General features: G+C 41.9%; 18 protein-coding genes and 2 pseudogenes. 10 read left to right on the forward strand and 10 right to left on the reverse strand.

From position 1 onward, the window contains the following. Positions 1-236: 236 nt before the first annotated feature. Together QQS40_RS06675 and QQS40_RS06680 are read left to right on the forward strand one after the other, a co-directional pair. A complete protein-coding gene (locus QQS40_RS06675; RefSeq protein WP_112080959.1) occupies positions 237-827 on the forward strand; it encodes a recombinase family protein in 591 nt (196 codons plus the stop codon). A 73-nt stretch (positions 828-900) separates the two neighbouring features. After that, entirely contained in the window at positions 901-1,347 is a 447-nt protein-coding gene (locus QQS40_RS06680; protein ID WP_112080960.1) for a hypothetical protein, read from the forward strand. A gap of 35 nt (positions 1,348-1,382) precedes the next feature. Here QQS40_RS06680 and QQS40_RS06685 read toward each other — a convergent pair whose 3' ends face one another. From QQS40_RS06685 to QQS40_RS06710, 6 genes are all read right to left on the reverse strand, one after another. After that, complete coding sequence (locus tag QQS40_RS06685) at positions 1,383-2,144, reverse strand: N-6 DNA methylase (protein WP_329504457.1); 762 nt, start codon at positions 2,142-2,144, stop codon at positions 1,383-1,385. A gap of 103 nt (positions 2,145-2,247) precedes the next feature. Next, positions 2,248-3,201, reverse strand: coding sequence for an ArdC family protein (locus QQS40_RS06690; protein ID WP_020910028.1), 954 nt, complete (start codon positions 3,199-3,201; stop codon positions 2,248-2,250). A 130-nt stretch (positions 3,202-3,331) separates the two neighbouring features. Continuing rightward, positions 3,332-3,490 carry a hypothetical protein gene (locus tag QQS40_RS06695; protein WP_005667862.1) on the reverse strand — a complete coding sequence of 53 codons (159 nt, stop codon included), beginning with the start codon at positions 3,488-3,490 and terminating at the stop codon, positions 3,332-3,334. A gap of 3 nt (positions 3,491-3,493) precedes the next feature. Beyond that, positions 3,494-3,742, reverse strand: coding sequence for a hypothetical protein (locus tag QQS40_RS06700; protein ID WP_005687602.1), 249 nt, complete (start codon positions 3,740-3,742; stop codon positions 3,494-3,496). 2 nt (positions 3,743-3,744) lie between these two features. Beyond that, positions 3,745-3,978 carry a hypothetical protein gene (locus QQS40_RS06705; protein ID WP_005653503.1) on the reverse strand — a complete coding sequence of 78 codons (234 nt, stop codon included), beginning with the start codon at positions 3,976-3,978 and terminating at the stop codon, positions 3,745-3,747. Between the two features lie 84 nt (positions 3,979-4,062). Continuing rightward, positions 4,063-4,419, reverse strand: a complete 357-nt coding sequence (locus QQS40_RS06710; protein ID WP_044509376.1) for a hypothetical protein — start codon at positions 4,417-4,419, stop codon at positions 4,063-4,065. Between the two features lie 380 nt (positions 4,420-4,799). Between QQS40_RS06710 and QQS40_RS06715 the strand changes: the two genes are divergently transcribed. Genes QQS40_RS06715 through QQS40_RS06730 form a run of 4 tightly spaced genes read left to right on the forward strand, consistent with a single transcriptional unit; the run spans position 4,800 to position 8,613 of the window. Beyond that, positions 4,800-5,237, forward strand: coding sequence for a TIGR03757 family integrating conjugative element protein (locus QQS40_RS06715; RefSeq protein WP_005687600.1), 438 nt, complete (start codon positions 4,800-4,802; stop codon positions 5,235-5,237). Next, entirely contained in the window at positions 5,234-6,175 is a 942-nt protein-coding gene (locus QQS40_RS06720) for a TIGR03756 family integrating conjugative element protein (protein ID WP_011271853.1), read from the forward strand. The genes QQS40_RS06715 and QQS40_RS06720 overlap by 4 nt, the downstream gene beginning before the upstream one ends. A 14-nt stretch (positions 6,176-6,189) precedes the next feature. Beyond that, on the forward strand, positions 6,190-8,190 hold the full coding sequence (locus QQS40_RS06725) for an integrating conjugative element protein (protein ID WP_005687597.1): 2,001 nt from the start codon (positions 6,190-6,192) through the stop codon (positions 8,188-8,190). 15 nt (positions 8,191-8,205) lie between these two features. Further along, positions 8,206-8,613, forward strand: coding sequence for a hypothetical protein (locus tag QQS40_RS06730; RefSeq protein WP_005667853.1), 408 nt, complete (start codon positions 8,206-8,208; stop codon positions 8,611-8,613). A 44-nt stretch (positions 8,614-8,657) separates the two neighbouring features. On the opposite strand, the gene QQS40_RS06735 is transcribed toward QQS40_RS06730, so the two are convergent. The 3 genes from QQS40_RS06735 to QQS40_RS06745 all read right to left on the reverse strand — a co-directional run bounded on the left by QQS40_RS06735 (position 8,658) and on the right by QQS40_RS06745 (position 10,526). Beyond that, positions 8,658-8,837 (reverse strand): hypothetical protein, encoded by a 180-nt coding sequence (locus tag QQS40_RS06735; protein ID WP_005667851.1) that lies wholly within the window; start codon positions 8,835-8,837, stop codon positions 8,658-8,660. 223 nt (positions 8,838-9,060) lie between these two features. Next, a complete protein-coding gene (locus QQS40_RS06740) occupies positions 9,061-9,921 on the reverse strand; it encodes a broad-spectrum class A beta-lactamase TEM-1 (RefSeq protein WP_000027057.1) in 861 nt (286 codons plus the stop codon). A 47-nt stretch (positions 9,922-9,968) separates the two neighbouring features. Continuing rightward, entirely contained in the window at positions 9,969-10,526 is a 558-nt protein-coding gene (locus QQS40_RS06745) for a recombinase family protein (protein WP_001235713.1), read from the reverse strand. Positions 10,527-10,689: 163 nt separating this feature from the next. Here QQS40_RS06745 and QQS40_RS06750 point away from each other — a divergent pair. From QQS40_RS06750 to QQS40_RS06760, 3 genes and pseudogenes are all read left to right on the forward strand, one after another. Beyond that, a pseudogene (locus tag QQS40_RS06750) lies at positions 10,690-10,896 on the forward strand (DUF4158 domain-containing protein); the annotation flags it as partial. Between the two features lie 193 nt (positions 10,897-11,089). Next, a complete protein-coding gene (locus tag QQS40_RS06755; RefSeq protein ID WP_000608644.1) occupies positions 11,090-12,352 on the forward strand; it encodes an IS1380-like element ISEcp1 family transposase in 1,263 nt (420 codons plus the stop codon). Positions 12,353-12,607: 255 nt separating this feature from the next. Then, positions 12,608-13,483 carry an extended-spectrum class A beta-lactamase CTX-M-15 gene (locus QQS40_RS06760; protein WP_000239590.1) on the forward strand — a complete coding sequence of 292 codons (876 nt, stop codon included), beginning with the start codon at positions 12,608-12,610 and terminating at the stop codon, positions 13,481-13,483. Positions 13,484-13,529: 46 nt separating this feature from the next. Here the strand turns inward: QQS40_RS06760 and QQS40_RS06765 are convergent, their stop codons facing one another. Further along, positions 13,530-13,862: a WbuC family cupin fold metalloprotein gene (locus QQS40_RS06765; protein ID WP_001393253.1), complete on the reverse strand. Its 333-nt coding sequence runs from the start codon at positions 13,860-13,862 to the stop codon at positions 13,530-13,532. A gap of 25 nt (positions 13,863-13,887) precedes the next feature. On the opposite strand from QQS40_RS06765, the pseudogene QQS40_RS06770 reads away from it, so the two are divergent. After that, positions 13,888-16,671, forward strand: a pseudogene (locus tag QQS40_RS06770) (Tn3-like element Tn3 family transposase); the annotation flags it as partial. Positions 16,672-16,688 lie beyond the last annotated feature (17 nt).

Here is a 16,688-nt window from a genome sequence, read left to right on the forward strand (position 1 = left end):
AATAGAGTGAAATGATTTAGAGGAGAAATTTCAGGAGTCTAGGTCAGAAATAGAAAAGGGCTCGAAGTTACGAAGATAATTCTTTACTTTAGATAAAAGCGAAAATGATTGTGAAGTAAATATAGATGAAATGGATATGTTTACAGATATCCATTTAAATGATTATTTTATTTCCACGAGTCAGAAGGGTTATATAAGAATGAATGATTTCCATTTTTCTAATTAAGGTGAGTGATATGGCATTAATAGGTTTCGCCAGGGTATCAACCCAGCAGCAGGATTTAAGTGAACAGATTCAAGCATTAAAAGAATATGGCTGCAAAAAAATTTTTTCAGGGAAGCATTCCGGTAAAGCTGAGAAAAATAAAGCGCAATTAAATGAATTACTAGATTACATTCGAGAGGGTGATGTTGTTGCAGTAACTAAGCTTGATCGCTTAGGAAGGAGTCTTACTCAGTGTTTGAATACACTTGAACTATTTAAGAATAAAAATATTGGTTTTGTTGCAATACAACAAGGAATAGATACCCGAACCCAAAACAATCCTATGGGGATGGCCTTAATTCAATTGTTAGGTATTTTTGCTGAATTGGAAAGAAGTTTTATTGTCGAGCGTACTCAGGAAGGGAAGCGAACAAAACTTGCTTCAGGTCATAAAAATGCATTAGGCGGCCGCCCACCTAAAGTGACAGATAAAATACGTAAAAAGATTTATGCGGATTTTAAAGCTGGTGATTCTATTTCAACAGTAATGAAACGATATGATTTATCTAAATCAACGGTGGCGAGACTAAAAGGTATTTATAATCGAGAAATGGAAAAATAAGACATTGAACTAAAACAATAAATTAATGTCTATAAAAATAATTATTTATCTAACAATCATAAAAGGAGAAAATATGGCTAATTTTTTAGAATTAGAAATCGTTAAATATCTAGAAAATGAAAATGGTGAAATCGTAGGTATCGAATGGGAAAATGTTTGTATCAATGTCGATAATATTTCCCATTATAAAAAGATTAATAATACACTCAGACGAACTGCAGACATAAAAGAGAATGCGCTATTATTTATAAATGATAAGGGAAAATCACCCTCACTGGATGCTGCGTTATCAAAATCACAGAATGGCGACGCATTTTTAAAAGAAGATTTTAATCATTTTCTTAAAAATAATGTAGATATGAGTGGACTCATTTTTGATGGCAAAGTCCAACCATCTCTTGATGCTATCGAACTTTATTTTAAAGCCGGTGTAAATCCATTAGGTAAGGAATATGAAGGAAAACCGATTATTTCATCTTGCGGACAATTTGCACTCGAAGGCATAACTTTAAAATCTTAGAACAAAAAGTGCTTACCCATAGGTAAGCACTTTTTTTAGTAAAACATAGGTTCATTTTCCCAATCAATGTCAAGCGAGGGGTCTTCTACTGGTTCAGGTTCAATAACTTGATATTCTGCTTCAGTATAGGAATCTGCACTCTCCAATTTTTTGTTCCAATTTCCCAATATGTGAGCTGGTGTGTATAAATGGTAATTCACCTCATCTTTAAGGGTGTTACCAATAATGACTTCTCCCGGTATATGTAAGAGTGTCATTTGTATATAACACATTAATGCTGCAGTAAAATCCAAATCTCTTGCTTGAGCCCACATTTGTTGCTGAGGGTTGAAGTCCTCTTCGCGCAAATAATTATAAGCCTCAATAATCATTACGCCGGAGCCACAAGTTGGCTCTTGCAATGTCAAAAAGCCACGTTTTTTAATTAAACTATGACAATCTGATAGAGTTACTGCTGCCATAAAGTGGGCAATGTGACCAGGCGTGAAATATTGAGCTTTATATTGATCACCTAAATCCAACGACATGAACACTGATCCTAGGAAATCATAGGTTTTATGCTCCAAAGCCTCAACAATAATGTTGAAAAGGCGACTAAGAGCTTGTTTTTCATCCTCATTATAATGCCCAGCTGCACTCTGATAGCGTTGTCTCAACGATTCGTCTGCTTGTGCACCATATAGGATAAGATAGAACTCTAGGGCAAAGATTGTAATAAAGTCGTAAAACACTTCAGAACGTCGATATTGTGGTGCAATCGACTTAAAAAGTGCGGTAAATTTTTTCTCGAAATCCATAGATTACTCCTAAAATAACGGGAGTAATCCCCTTTGAGGATTACTCCCCAAAGGGTGGTTTATGAGAGCTCTAACAAAAAACGTTAGAATGGTTTAATTGAGGCTAAGCCGCTAATTTTGCTTCTTCATTCGATGTTAATTCGAGAGCATTTAACAAGAATTGTGTTGCTTCACGTGCTTGAGAAGATGCTCGGAAAATAGCTTTTTTATCGGCTTTTAATGCGTTAATCCAATGTTCAATATACGCTGCATTTTGTGAAATATTATTGCAAACATTCACGTGCGCACAGGTAAAGGCGCTTGTGAGTTCAGCTATTAATTCTTCAAATGCATATTGTTCAGAACCAAATTTATCAAATTTAGCTACACCGTCACGATTTAATCGGTCTTTATGCCCGGTGGCATGACCGCATTCATGCAGTAGAGTTGCATAGTAGTCGTCAGCTGTATTGAATTTTTTGAAATCCGGCATCACAATGCAATCTTTTCTCGGCATATAACAAGCACGATCTTGTGCTTTGTTATACAGCTGCATACCCATTTTATTGGGTAATACATCTAAATCCGGACGAGCTTGCATTTCAGAAGATTTTTCCGGTTCAGGAAATTCCTCATAGTATTTTTCTAAACCTTCACACTGTTCAATATTAAACACGTGATGGCCACGAATAAATACAGATGACTTCATTTTCGGATCACCGTTTTCATCAAGTACAACATTTCCGCTATCGTCTTTTTCTTCAAACATATTTTGTTTATAGAAAATAATAACCGTACTTTTTTCACCTGTGCGAACTTGACCACCTAGATGATTTGCCCCTTGAAAAGTTACCCACTTGCGTTGAGTAAAGTTTTTTCTAATGGCGCTCATCCAAAGCAGAAGTACATTGATCCCAGAGTATTGACGACCACTTTCACCGTTGCATGGAATAGCCATTTGTGGCCATCTACTATCCCAAGGTTTTTGCCATGGCATCACACCTTGTTCTAATGCTTCGAGAATTTGGTCTGTAATTTGTTGGTATAAATCTTTGGCAGGTTGAGTTCTTTTTTTCATGGTTGTTCTCCAACAAAAAAAGGGAACAACCCCCCGAATGGGAAATTGCTCCCAGTCGGGTAAAAGAAAACCTTGAACACGCCAATGGCATGATCAAGGTTTGTTGTAAAGGTTGCAGGTATTAATTCAGTTATGAATTAACACCAAGGGAATGTGTTTTCTTGCTTTGTGCTTTTTGCTCTTGTTGGCGTTTTAATGATCGCACGCCAATAAAAGCAACTGTTCCCATAAAAAACAGTACAAAGACAATTGCAAAGAGGAACCCATTCCAGTTTAACGTAATATTCATACGTTACGCTCCGTCTGTCTCCATTAAGTTGTTGCAATATTTAGCTAACAACACACCACAGAACCAAGCTATTCCGCCAAATATCATAATGATAATGGCAAGAAGTAGCGGAATATTGTCATTCTGAACAAACATTGCGACAAACGCAATACCTAAGATGTAAGTGCCGATTTTACGAAAATCTTCAGAAACCAGCAGCATTGTTTTTTTGTCCCAATTGGAACTAACAAGCTTGAGTAAACGCTTAATCATGTTTACCCCCTTACACTTAACAAATCTTTACGGTTTGCGTATGGCGAAACTGTAAAGAAGTGATATTTCTGTCCGTATTGACTAGGGATATTCACCATAATACGAGTAGAAGATACATCTTTTCCTCGATTTTCCCAGGCATTTAATGCTTGAGTGCGAACTTCCTCTATTAGAGATTCTGAGTCATTATGTTTGGCTAAATAAGCTAAACAACTGTTATGTAATGTCACTTTCATAAGTTTTCTCCTACAGCAAGGGAAACCTTTACCTCTAAGGGTAAAAATTCCCCTTAGGGTTGAAAATGAATAGCTTATGCAATGTTAATGCATAAGGTAGTAAAGAGTACCCACTGTACCAACAATACCGACAATCAAAAATAAAATGCTAAATAACGTTGTTCGTTTTAACCACGTTCTTTGCACATCATCAATAATTGCCTCATATTCTTCCGCTTGGCTATCTAGCATCATTTGTAATTCGCAAAGCCGACGAGCTTCTTCGTCTTCAATGCTTTGATTGATACCAGATGTTACTTGTTTGTATTTGTCGGTTGCTTTGTTTTTAGCTGCAACGAAAAAACGGCCCAAGTGTTTTCCCACACGGAATGATAATGTTGGAGTTTCAAGAGGGTTACTTGATGGAACATCATAGTGTTCCAATTGAGTGGATGAGGACATAGTCATTCTCCTAATGTGAAATAAAAAATTCCTTGGAAAAATGACATGCCCGAAGGAAATCATTTTCCCTCGGAAGGTCTTTAAGGTGGCATTCCTACGATTGCGTAGAGTATCCTTTCAGAATGCTGGATAACATTTTGGCTATGATTCTACTTGCACTAAGGCAAGGCGTTGCTTCTCAAGAATCGTGCAACTTATAAGAGCTGTTTGCACAGCGACTTATCAAGTCCAATCATACTTAATAAGGCTGTCGAATCTCTATCAAAAATTGTTTTTTGGAAATGGAGAATTTATCTCAAAATCAAAAAGAATTTTTTATATATTCCCCCCTGTCATTTCGTTAATGTTTCAACTATCCAATTTCATCGTAAAGGATGGTTATGTCTATAAAAAAATCACTGTTTCTTTTCGGTTTGTTACCACTATCAGTGTTCGCCCAGGGGCCTAATCCCATAATTACTGTTTATTCAACACAAGATTATCCAATTCTTCACGCAGAGCTTGCAAGCCAGGTGTATTTACTTGATCAAGTTGAGCAATGGGAAAATTTGATTAGTCAGCGATTGAGTGCGAATCCTAGTGTAGCAGCTCAGCAAGCATCTCAGATTTTTCAGTCTGCTGAATGGAAACAGTCTGAAGAGCAATTAAAGCGTTCTTATCAGGGCCTTATAAGTGGTTGGCAAAATGGAATCAAGAAGGTGCCTGCAGTTTTATTTCAATATCCGGGAAAAGAGGATAGTGTCATATATGGTGAAACCAATATTGCTCAGGCATTAAGTTTATGGCAACGAGAGATTACAAAAGAGGGGACAAGATGAAATTGAAAAAAATGACATTATCCGGGCTTTGTATTGCAATTGCGTTGACCAGTATTTCAGGACAAGCTTCGGAGTCCGGTCAATCTTCTTTAAACACTGCATCGATTATGGCATCAAGCGCTTCGACAAGTTGTTTAGATTATAAGGTCGTTGGTACTTGTTTTTGGCTATTTTGTACAAAATTCGGCTGTAAAATCCGGACATCTACGAAAATAAAACACTATATTCCCGAGGTAGTGGTTTCAAGTTATAACCATCAGGCTCAAAATCCTTGGGTGGAAATGAATTTCCTTAGCAATGGGGTAAAAGGTGGAGATTATCAATCACCACACAAAGACTATACGCAAGCAACATTTAAAAATGTTGATGTAATCGGTCATCCGCAGGGAGCGATTAGTCAAATGCTTAATAGTACAGGGTATTACTGCAAAAGTCAGACAACGCCTTTTGTGCCTTATTACTTGAGTGGTTTGGACTTTTTAGCGTGGCGATTTGGTGTTCCGGAAATGGTTTATCCTGAAGCGCTTATTCCAGGTATGAGAGAAATTAGAGCAAATGGAGACACTTGGGGAAATATTTATCCACGAGCGGGTACAGTAACACAAGTTCATGACTATAAAGCTTCAGCTGTAACAGCGCATCGAGTAGCGGATGTTGTGACAAATACTTTCCAACCACATGTATATATACCGATTGCGAAAAAAGATAATCAATCGAATGGTGAGTGGTTTCCCCCTCCAGTGAAAGAAGGGGATGAAAAGACACATAAATGGCAACAGCTTCACCCGGTTACTTCACAGTCTTGTGCTATTTTCCCTGATAACCCGCCAAGTATGCTATCTGAAAATGGTAGTTATGCCTGGGCATTATGGCGCCCTTACAAGTGCTGTAAAAAACGCGGACAAACATTTTTGTATAGTATTGATTGGTCTAATTAATAAAGGAATTGAGTATGAAATTAAATCATGCACTGAAAGCATCTTATATTGCTATATCGTGCGCAATCTTATCCTCAACCATGCCAGTATCAGCTTCTAATAGTAATCCGTTTGGATTTAATAAAGCCGATTCTATTTTGTCTGATATGGTGTTTTATCAAATTGGGGGCGGTGTAGGTTATATGGCTCCCCCGAGTCGAGGTACGATTCCTGCAGCTGAATTTGGGATTGGTTGGAAAGCTAACTTGATGTGCGGTAATTTTGACATTAAGACGAGTATTAAAAATCAGTTAAATGGTTTAACTGAAGGATTTAAAGATCTTTATAGTAACGTTATCGAATCAGCCACAGGAGCTGTGGCGAGTTTACCTGCAATGGTTATTCAACGAGCAAATCCTCAGTTATACGATATTCTTACGAATGGTTTATATCAAGGTAAAATTGATTTTAATAGCTTAAAAACCAGCTGTGAAGAAATGTCTAAGAAGCTTGCAGACGCAACTTTAAATGGTCGTTGGTCTCAAAGTTCGGATATGGAATCCTTTAAAGACATTACTTCAACTGAACCAGATGCTACTCGAGCTAAAAAGAGACTTGAGGAATCTCAAGGTAAGGAAGGTAAAGAGTGGGTCGGGGGTAAAAAACGCGGTGGCCAAGGACAAGAACCAATCAAAATTGTTGAGGATGTTGCAAAAGCTGGCTACAACATGCAAAACAAGCGTAATGTATTAGAATCAGGTCGAATCTCCGGTAGTAGTTGTAGCGGATTACTTTGTCAAACTTGGGATAATCCTAAAGATATGACAGATTGGTTAACGAATGTGATCGGTGAGAAGCAATTAACTACTTGTAAAACAGATTGTGGTACTGCTAGTAGCTCTCGAGCTGGTGTTGGTTTAACACCTGAAATTGAAAAAGAAAATATTAAGACGGTAACTCAATTACAAAAAGCGCTTAACATGAGCACTCCTTCCGTTGAAGTACTTGCAGAATTAAGTTCTACAACAGTTCCTGTAACTCGTGGCTTAATTGAGTCTTTACGAGAAGATCCCGATGCTCAAGTATTAGGGCAGCGTTTAGCCAGTGAAATTGCTGTAGCTAAAACAATGGAGAAAATGCTTCTTGCACGTCGAGCTGTTTTAACGGGTATGCGTGAGCCAAATGTGGCCAACAATAAAGATGCTCAAGAAGAGTTAGAAAAGATCCTCACTTTAATTGACCGAGAAATAGGTCAAATTAGAATGGAGATTGATCTACAAAAATCACTTACCGGGAATTCCGCAGTTGCAATCCTACAAAATAAAGAGCTACGTGAATATAACACTGGAACCGGAAATGTTACACGTGACAGTGTAGATAAACGGATTAGTGATTTAGCTAATGGTACGAATAGCAATGCTGCTGAATTGGCAGATGCTGACAATATCAATATTCCTCGTAACAATGTCACTTTAGAAGTGCCTCAGATGTCAAACTCCCTGTCTTACACCGGGACTGGCGGTACATCCGGAAATAGTAGAGGTAACACTTCTTATTCATCAGTTCCAGCAATTAAAGGGACTGCACTTGATCAAGCTACAGGGTTGTTGAAAAAATTTGAAGGGTTTAGTGATAAAGCATATTGGGATGTCAATGCTTATCGCACTGGATATGGTTCAGATACTATCACAAAAGCGGATGGTACAATTGTCAAAGTAACGAAAGATACTGTAGTTAGTCGCGCTGACGCAGAGCGTGATTTAGCACGTCGAACACAAGAATTTGCAAATAGAGCGAGAAATAACGTATCATCTTCAACATGGGATAAGTTACCGCCAAATGCCCAAGCCGCATTAACATCTTATGCCTATAACTATGGCTCATTAACAAAAGATGTGATTGCTGCAGCCCAGGCATCTGCGCAATCAGGCGATATGAACGCACTAGCAAATGCAGTAAGAAATCGTCAAAACAATAATAATGGTGTAAATGCTAAACGTCGTAACCAAGAAGCAGATTACATTTTAGGAAAATAAATAAAGGATATTTTTATGAAAAAATTACTCACTATTGGAGCGGTAGCTATGTTTGCAACGCCAGCTTTTGCAGCTAATAATATTTTTTCTTGTACAGCAGAGAACGGAAGCCCGGTGTCTGTAACAAAAAATGGTTCAGATTATGAATTCACTTATGGCCAGGTTTCTTTTAAAAATCCGGTAAAACAAGTTTTTGCTAATCAGGATTCTTATGTAGCTACTGGTTCAGGATTTATTACTAGCTCATTAGAAATGAGAAATAATGGCACAAGTTACACGATTCAATTTGTGCAACCACACAATAGTAACAGTATTGAAGAGCCAATGCTTTATATCACCAATGGCAGTAAAATGGATACGGTGAGCTGTAAAGCGGGTAGTGCAACTCAAAACTTTGAACGTCGCAGTATGAAAGCTTCATAAGCGTAAATAGAGATAAAATAAGCGGGATTTTCCCGCTTATTTTTTTAGTGGTATTCACTATTTTTAAAGATTTGTATTAAATTATTTAAAATCTCCTGTTCACATTCATTTCCGTTAATGATGTTCAGTTCATCATCAAGATGAGTAAGCATTTCATCAATTCCTAATTCATTCATTGCTATTTCATTTAAACTAATAAGCCATTCTTTAAAACGAGCTTTCATATCTCCTCCTGGTACGGTTTATTTTTATATTGCAGTGTTAAGGTACATTGAGGGGATAGATAAATCAGTAAAATTAGGGGTCTGACGCTCAGTGGAACGAAAACTCACGTTAAGGGATTTTGGTCATGAGATTATCAAAAAGGATCTTCACCTAGATCCTTTTAAATTAAAAATGAAGTTTTAAATCAATCTAAAGTATATATGAGTAAACTTGGTCTGACAGTTACCAATGCTTAATCAGTGAGGCACCTATCTCAGCGATCTGTCTATTTCGTTCATCCATAGTTGCCTGACTCCCCGTCGTGTAGATAACTACGATACGGGAGGGCTTACCATCTGGCCCCAGTGCTGCAATGATACCGCGAGACCCACGCTCACCGGCTCCAGATTTATCAGCAATAAACCAGCCAGCCGGAAGGGCCGAGCGCAGAAGTGGTCCTGCAACTTTATCCGCCTCCATCCAGTCTATTAATTGTTGCCGGGAAGCTAGAGTAAGTAGTTCGCCAGTTAATAGTTTGCGCAACGTTGTTGCCATTGCTGCAGGCATCGTGGTGTCACGCTCGTCGTTTGGTATGGCTTCATTCAGCTCCGGTTCCCAACGATCAAGGCGAGTTACATGATCCCCCATGTTGTGCAAAAAAGCGGTTAGCTCCTTCGGTCCTCCGATCGTTGTCAGAAGTAAGTTGGCAGCAGTGTTATCACTCATGGTTATGGCAGCACTGCATAATTCTCTTACTGTCATGCCATCCGTAAGATGCTTTTCTGTGACTGGTGAGTACTCAACCAAGTCATTCTGAGAATAGTGTATGCGGCGACCGAGTTGCTCTTGCCCGGCGTCAACACGGGATAATACCGCACCACATAGCAGAACTTTAAAAGTGCTCATCATTGGAAAACGTTCTTCGGGGCGAAAACTCTCAAGGATCTTACCGCTGTTGAGATCCAGTTCGATGTAACCCACTCGTGCACCCAACTGATCTTCAGCATCTTTTACTTTCACCAGCGTTTCTGGGTGAGCAAAAACAGGAAGGCAAAATGCCGCAAAAAAGGGAATAAGGGCGACACGAAAATGTTGAATACTCATACTCTTCCTTTTTCAATATTATTGAAACATTTACCAGGGTTATTGTATCATGAGGCCCTTTCGTCTTCAAGAATTTTATAAACCGTGGAGCGGGCAATACTGAGCTGATGAGCAATTTCCGTTGCACCAGTGCCCTTCTGATGAAGCGTCAGCACGACGTTCCTGTCCACGGTACGCCTGCGGCCAAATTTGATTCCTTTCAGCTTTGCTTCCTGTCGGCCCTCATTCGTGCGTTCTAGGATCCTCCGGCGTTCAGCCTGTGCCACAGCCGACAGGATGGTGACCACCATTTGCCCCATATCACCGTCGGTACTGATCCCGTCATCAATGAACCGGACTGCCACGCCCTGAGCGTCAAATTCCTTTATCAGTTGGATCATATCGGCAGTGTCGCGGCCAAGACGGTCGAGCTTCTTAACCAGAATGACATCACCTTCCTCCACCTTCATCCTCAGCAAATCCAGCCCTTCCCGGTCTGTTGAACTGCCGGATGCCTTATCGGTAAATATACGGTTTGCTTTCACACCTGCGTCTTTGAGTGCTCTGACCTGAAGATCAAGAGACTGCTGACTGGTTGAGACCCGAGCGTAACCAAAAAGTCGCATAAAAATGTACCTTAAATCGAATATCGGACAACTCATGTCTATTATTACAAATTTACGATTTAATAGACATATTAATGTAACAGTTTTACGATGTCCGATAATTTATAACATTTCGTACGGTTGGAAAAATGTTACTAAATGCCCGTCAGGCAGGGAGGCCGATATGCCCGTTGACTTTCTGACCACTGAGCAGACTGAAAGCTATGGCAGATTCACCGGTGAACCGGATGAGCTTCAGCTGGCACGATATTTTCACCTTGATGAAGCAGACAAGGAATTTATCGGAAAAAGCAGAGGTGATCACAACCGTCTGGGCATTGCCCTGCAAATTGGATGTGTCCGTTTTCTGGGCACCTTCCTCACCGATATGAATCATACCTAGATTCTACGTCAGTACTTCAAAAAGCATAATCAAAGCCTTGATAAATATGCATTCCTTCGAAATTCAGCTTTCACCCATTGGGTGAAAGAAAAGTGCTCAAAAATATGTTAAATTATCAGCTTTTATGACTCGATATATGGTAAAATAATAGTAAGAAAAGTAGTAAAAAGGGGTTCTAATTATGATTAATAAAATTGATTTCAAAGCTAAGAATCTAACATCAAATGCAGGTCTTTTTCTGCTCCTTGAGAATGCAAAAAGCAATGGGATTTTTGATTTTATTGAAAATGACCTCGTATTTGATAATGACTCAACAAATAAAATCAAGATGAATCATATAAAGACCATGCTCTGCGGTCACTTCATTGGCATTGATAAGTTAGAACGTCTAAAGCTACTTCAAAATGATCCCCTCGTCAACGAGTTTGATATTTCCGTAAAAGAACCTGAAACAGTGTCACGGTTTCTAGGAAACTTCAACTTCAAGACAACCCAAATGTTTAGAGACATTAATTTTAAAGTCTTTAAAAAACTGCTCACTAAAAGTAAATTGACATCCATTACGATTGATATTGATAGTAGTGTAATTAACGTAGAAGGTCATCAAGAAGGTGCGTCAAAAGGATATAATCCTAAGAAACTGGGAAACCGATGCTACAATATCCAATTTGCATTTTGCGACGAATTAAAAGCATATGTTACCGGATTTGTAAGAAGTGGCAATACTTACACTGCAAACGGTGCTGCGGAAATGATCAAAGAAATTGTTGCTAACATCAAATCAGACGATTTAGAAATTTTATTTCGAATGGATAGTGGCTACTTTGATGAAAAAATTATCGAAACGATAGAATCTCTTGGATGCAAATATTTAATTAAAGCCAAAAGTTATTCTACACTCACCTCACAAGCAACGAATTCATCAATTGTATTCGTTAAAGGAGAAGAAGGTAGAGAAACTACAGAACTGTATACAAAATTAGTTAAATGGGAAAAAGACAGAAGATTTGTCGTATCTCGCGTACTGAAACCAGAAAAAGAAAGAGCACAATTATCACTTTTAGAAGGTTCCGAATACGACTACTTTTTCTTTGTAACAAATACTACCTTGCTTTCTGAAAAAGTAGTTATATACTATGAAAAGCGTGGTAATGCTGAAAACTATATCAAAGAAGCCAAATACGACATGGCGGTGGGTCATCTCTTGCTAAAGTCATTTTGGGCGAATGAAGCCGTGTTTCAAATGATGATGCTTTCATATAACCTATTTTTGTTGTTCAAGTTTGATTCCTTGGACTCTTCAGAATACAGACAGCAAATAAAGACCTTTCGTTTGAAGTATGTATTTCTTGCAGCAAAAATAATCAAAACCGCAAGATATGTAATCATGAAGTTGTCGGAAAACTATCCGTACAAGGGAGTGTATGAAAAATGTCTGGTATAATAAGAATATCATCAATAAAATTGAGTGTTGCTCTGTGGATAACTTGCAGAGTTTATTAAGTATCATTGCAGCAAAGATGAAATCAATGATTTATCAAAAATGATTGAAAGGTGGTTGTAAATAATGTTACAATGTGTGAGAAGCAGTCTAAATTCTTCGTGAAATAGTGATTTTTGAAGCTAATAAAAAACACACGTGGAATTTAGGGACTATTCATGTTGTTGTTATTTCGTATCTTCCAGAATAAGGAATCCCATGGTTAAAAAATCACTGCGCCAGTTCACGCTGATGGCGACGGCAACCGTCACGCTGTTGTTAGGAAGTGTGCCGCTGTATGCGCAAACGGCGGACGTACAGCAAAAACTTGCCGAATTAGAGCGGCAGTCGGGAGGCAGACTGGGTGTGGCATTGATTAACACAGCAGATAATTCGCAAATACTTTATCGTGCTGATGAGCGCTTTGCGATGTGCAGCACCAGTAAAGTGATGGCCGCGGCCGCGGTGCTGAAGAAAAGTGAAAGCGAACCGAATCTGTTAAATCAGCGAGTTGAGATCAAAAAATCTGACCTTGTTAACTATAATCCGATTGCGGAAAAGCACGTCAATGGGACGATGTCACTGGCTGAGCTTAGCGCGGCCGCGCTACAGTACAGCGATAACGTGGCGATGAATAAGCTGATTGCTCACGTTGGCGGCCCGGCTAGCGTCACCGCGTTCGCCCGACAGCTGGGAGACGAAACGTTCCGTCTCGACCGTACCGAGCCGACGTTAAACACCGCCATTCCGGGCGATCCGCGTGATACCACTTCACCTCGGGCAATGGCGCAAACTCTGCGGAATCTGACGCTGGGTAAAGCATTGGGCGACAGCCAACGGGCGCAGCTGGTGACATGGATGAAAGGCAATACCACCGGTGCAGCGAGCATTCAGGCTGGACTGCCTGCTTCCTGGGTTGTGGGGGATAAAACCGGCAGCGGTGGCTATGGCACCACCAACGATATCGCGGTGATCTGGCCAAAAGATCGTGCGCCGCTGATTCTGGTCACTTACTTCACCCAGCCTCAACCTAAGGCAGAAAGCCGTCGCGATGTATTAGCGTCGGCGGCTAAAATCGTCACCGACGGTTTGTAATAGCGGAAACGGAATGGGGAAACTCATTCCGTTTTTGTTTATCGCCTTAGACGGCAAAAGTGCTGTCGCCCACCTGCGCTTGCGCATACCAGGCCATAAGCTCCGTGGTTCCTGGTTCTCCTTCCGCTGGAGCCCAGTGCGCATAGTCATCGGCAGCCACGGGTTGATAGCCACCGTGTTTTACTTCAAAAATTATGCCACCGGTATCCAGCGACAGCACGGCATGCCAGGTTCCTGCGGCCATCTCCAGCACCGTACAGGTTTCCCCCAATATCGCCCGATGGGTGACGGTACCCCGATCGTCAAAATTCAGCACCACGAAACGACCCCTTAATGGCAACAGTAGCTCGAAGGTGTGAGGGTGTCGGTGCGGGCGCACGTAGGTCCCAGGTCATATTCCTTCCGGCGTCCGGCATTTTACCGCCAGACAGCTCGGGATTCGTGATATCACCGTTCTTGCAGAATACGGTCAGAGGGAAAATACCCGCCGTGAGCATGCAGCGCTGATACGTCAGCACTATCAGTATCGTGAATTTGCCTGGCCCTGGACATTTCGCCTTACCCGTCTTTTATATACCCGGAGCTGGATAAGCAACGAACGTCCTGGCCTGCTTTTCGATCTGGCGACAGGGTGGCTTATGCAACATCGTATTATTCTCCCCGGAGCCACTACGCTGACCCGGTTGATTTCAGAGGTAAGGGAAAAGGCGACGTTGCGCCTGTGGAACAAACTGGCACTGATACCGTCAGCCGAACAGCGTTCACAGCTGGAGATGCTGCTGGGGCCAACTGATTGCAGCCGCCTGTCTTTACTGGAATCACTGAAAAAGGGCCCTGTGACCATCAGTGGTCCGGCGTTTAATGAAGCAATTGAACGCTGGAAAACTCTGAACGATTTTGGCCTGCATGCTGAAAACCTGAGTACACTCCCGGCTGTGCGCCTGAAAAATCTCGCACGTTATGCTGGTATGACTTCGGTGTTCAATATTGCCAGGATGTCACCGCAGAAAAGGATGGCGGTTCTGGTTGCCTTTGTCCTTGCATGGGAAACGCTGGCGCTGGATGATGCATTGGACGTTCTGGACGCCATGCTGGCCGTTATCATCCGTGACGCCAGAAAGATTGGGCAGAAAAAACGGCTCCGCTCGCTGAAGGATCTGGATAAATCTGCATTGGCGCTCGCCAGCGCATGTTCGTACCTGCTGAAAGAAGAAACACCGGACGAATCGATTCGTGCTGAGGTGTTCAGCTACATCCCAAGGCAAAAGCTGGCTGAAATCATCACGCTTGTCCGTGAAATTGCCCGGCCCTCAGACGATAATTTTCATGAAGAAATGGTGGAGCAGTACGGGCGCGTTCGTCGTTTCCTGCCCCATCTGCTGAATACCGTTAAATTTTCATCCGCACCTGCCGGGGTTACCACTCTGAATGCCTGTGACTACCTCAGCCGGGAGTTCAGCTCACGGCGGCAGTTTTTTGACGACGCACCAACGGAAATTATCAGTCGGTCATGGAAACGGCTGGTGATTAACAAGGAAAAACATATCACCCGCAGGGGATACACGCTCTGCTTTCTCAGTAAACTGCAGGATAGTCTGAGGCGGAGGGATGTCTACGTTACCGGCAGTAACCGGTGGGGAGATCCTCGTGCAAGATTACTACAGGGTGCTGACTGGCAGGCAAACCGGATTAAGGTTTATCGTTCTTTGGGGCACCCGACAGACCCGCAGGAAGCAATAAAATCTCTGGGTCATCAGCTTGATAGTCGTTACAGACAGGTTGCTGCACGTCTTTGCGAAAATGAGGCTGTCGAACTCGATGTTTCTGGCCCGAAGCCCCGGTTGACAATTTCTCCCCTCGCCAGTCTTGATGAGCCGGACAGTCTGAAACGACTGAGCAAAATGATCAGTGATCTACTCCCTCCGGTGGATTTAACGGAGTTGCTGCTCGAAATTAACGCCCATACCGGATTTGCTGATGAGTTTTTCCATGCTAGTGAAGCCAGTGCCAGAGTTGATGATCTGCCCGTCAGCATCAGCGCCGTGCTGATGGCTGAAGCCTGCAATATCGGTCTGGAACCACTGATCAGATCAAATGTTCCTGCACTGACCCGACACCGGCTGAACTGGACAAAAGCGAACTATCTGCGGGCTGAAACTATCACCAGCGCTAATGCCAGACTGGTTGATTTTCAGGCAACGCTGCCACTGGCACAGATATGGGGTGGAGGAGAAGTGGCATCTGCAGATGGAATGCGCTTTGTTACGCCAGTCAGAACAATCAATGCCGGACCGAACCGCAAATACTTTGGTAATAACAGAGGGATCACCTGGTACAACTTTGTGTCCGATCAGTATTCCGGCTTTCATGGCATCGTTATACCGGGGACGCTGAGGGACTCTATCTTTGTGCTGGAAGGTCTTCTGGAACAGGAGACCGGGCTGAATCCAACCGAAATTATGACCGATACAGCAGGTGCCAGCGAACTTGTCTTTGGCCTTTTCTGGCTGCTGGGATACCAGTTTTCTCCACGCCTGGCTGATGCCGGTGCTTCGGTTTTCTGGCGAATGGACCATGATGCCGACTATGGCGTGCTGAATGATATTGCCAGAGGGCAATCAGATCCCCGAAAAATAGTCCTTCAGTGGGACGAAATGATCCGGACCGCTGGCTCCCTGAAGCTGGGCAAAGTACAGGTTTCAGTGCTGGTCCGTTCATTGCTGAAAAGTGAACGTCCTTCCGGACTGACTCAGGCAATCATTGAAGTGGGGCGCATCAACAAAACGCTGTATCTGCTTAATTATATTGATGATGAAGATTACCGCCGGCGCATTCTGACCCAGCTTAATCGGGGAGAAAGTCGCCATGCCGTTGCCAGAGCCATCTGTCACGGTCAAAAAGGTGAGATAAGAAAACGATATACCGACGGTCAGGAAGATCAACTGGGCACACTGGGGCTGGTCACTAACGCCGTCGTGTTATGGAACACTATTTATATGCAGGCAGCCCTGGATCATCTCCGGGCGCAGGGTGAAACACTGAATGATGAAGATATCGCACGCCTCTCCCCGCTTTGCCACGGACATATCAATATGCTCGGCCATTATTCCTTCACGCTGGCAGAACTGGTGACCAAAGGACATCTGAGACCATTAAAAGAGGCGTCAGAGGCAGAAAACGTTGCTTAACGTGAGTTTTCGTTCCA

Source organism: Haemophilus parainfluenzae (assembly GCF_036288925.1).
GTDB lineage: Bacteria > Pseudomonadota > Gammaproteobacteria > Enterobacterales > Pasteurellaceae > Haemophilus_D.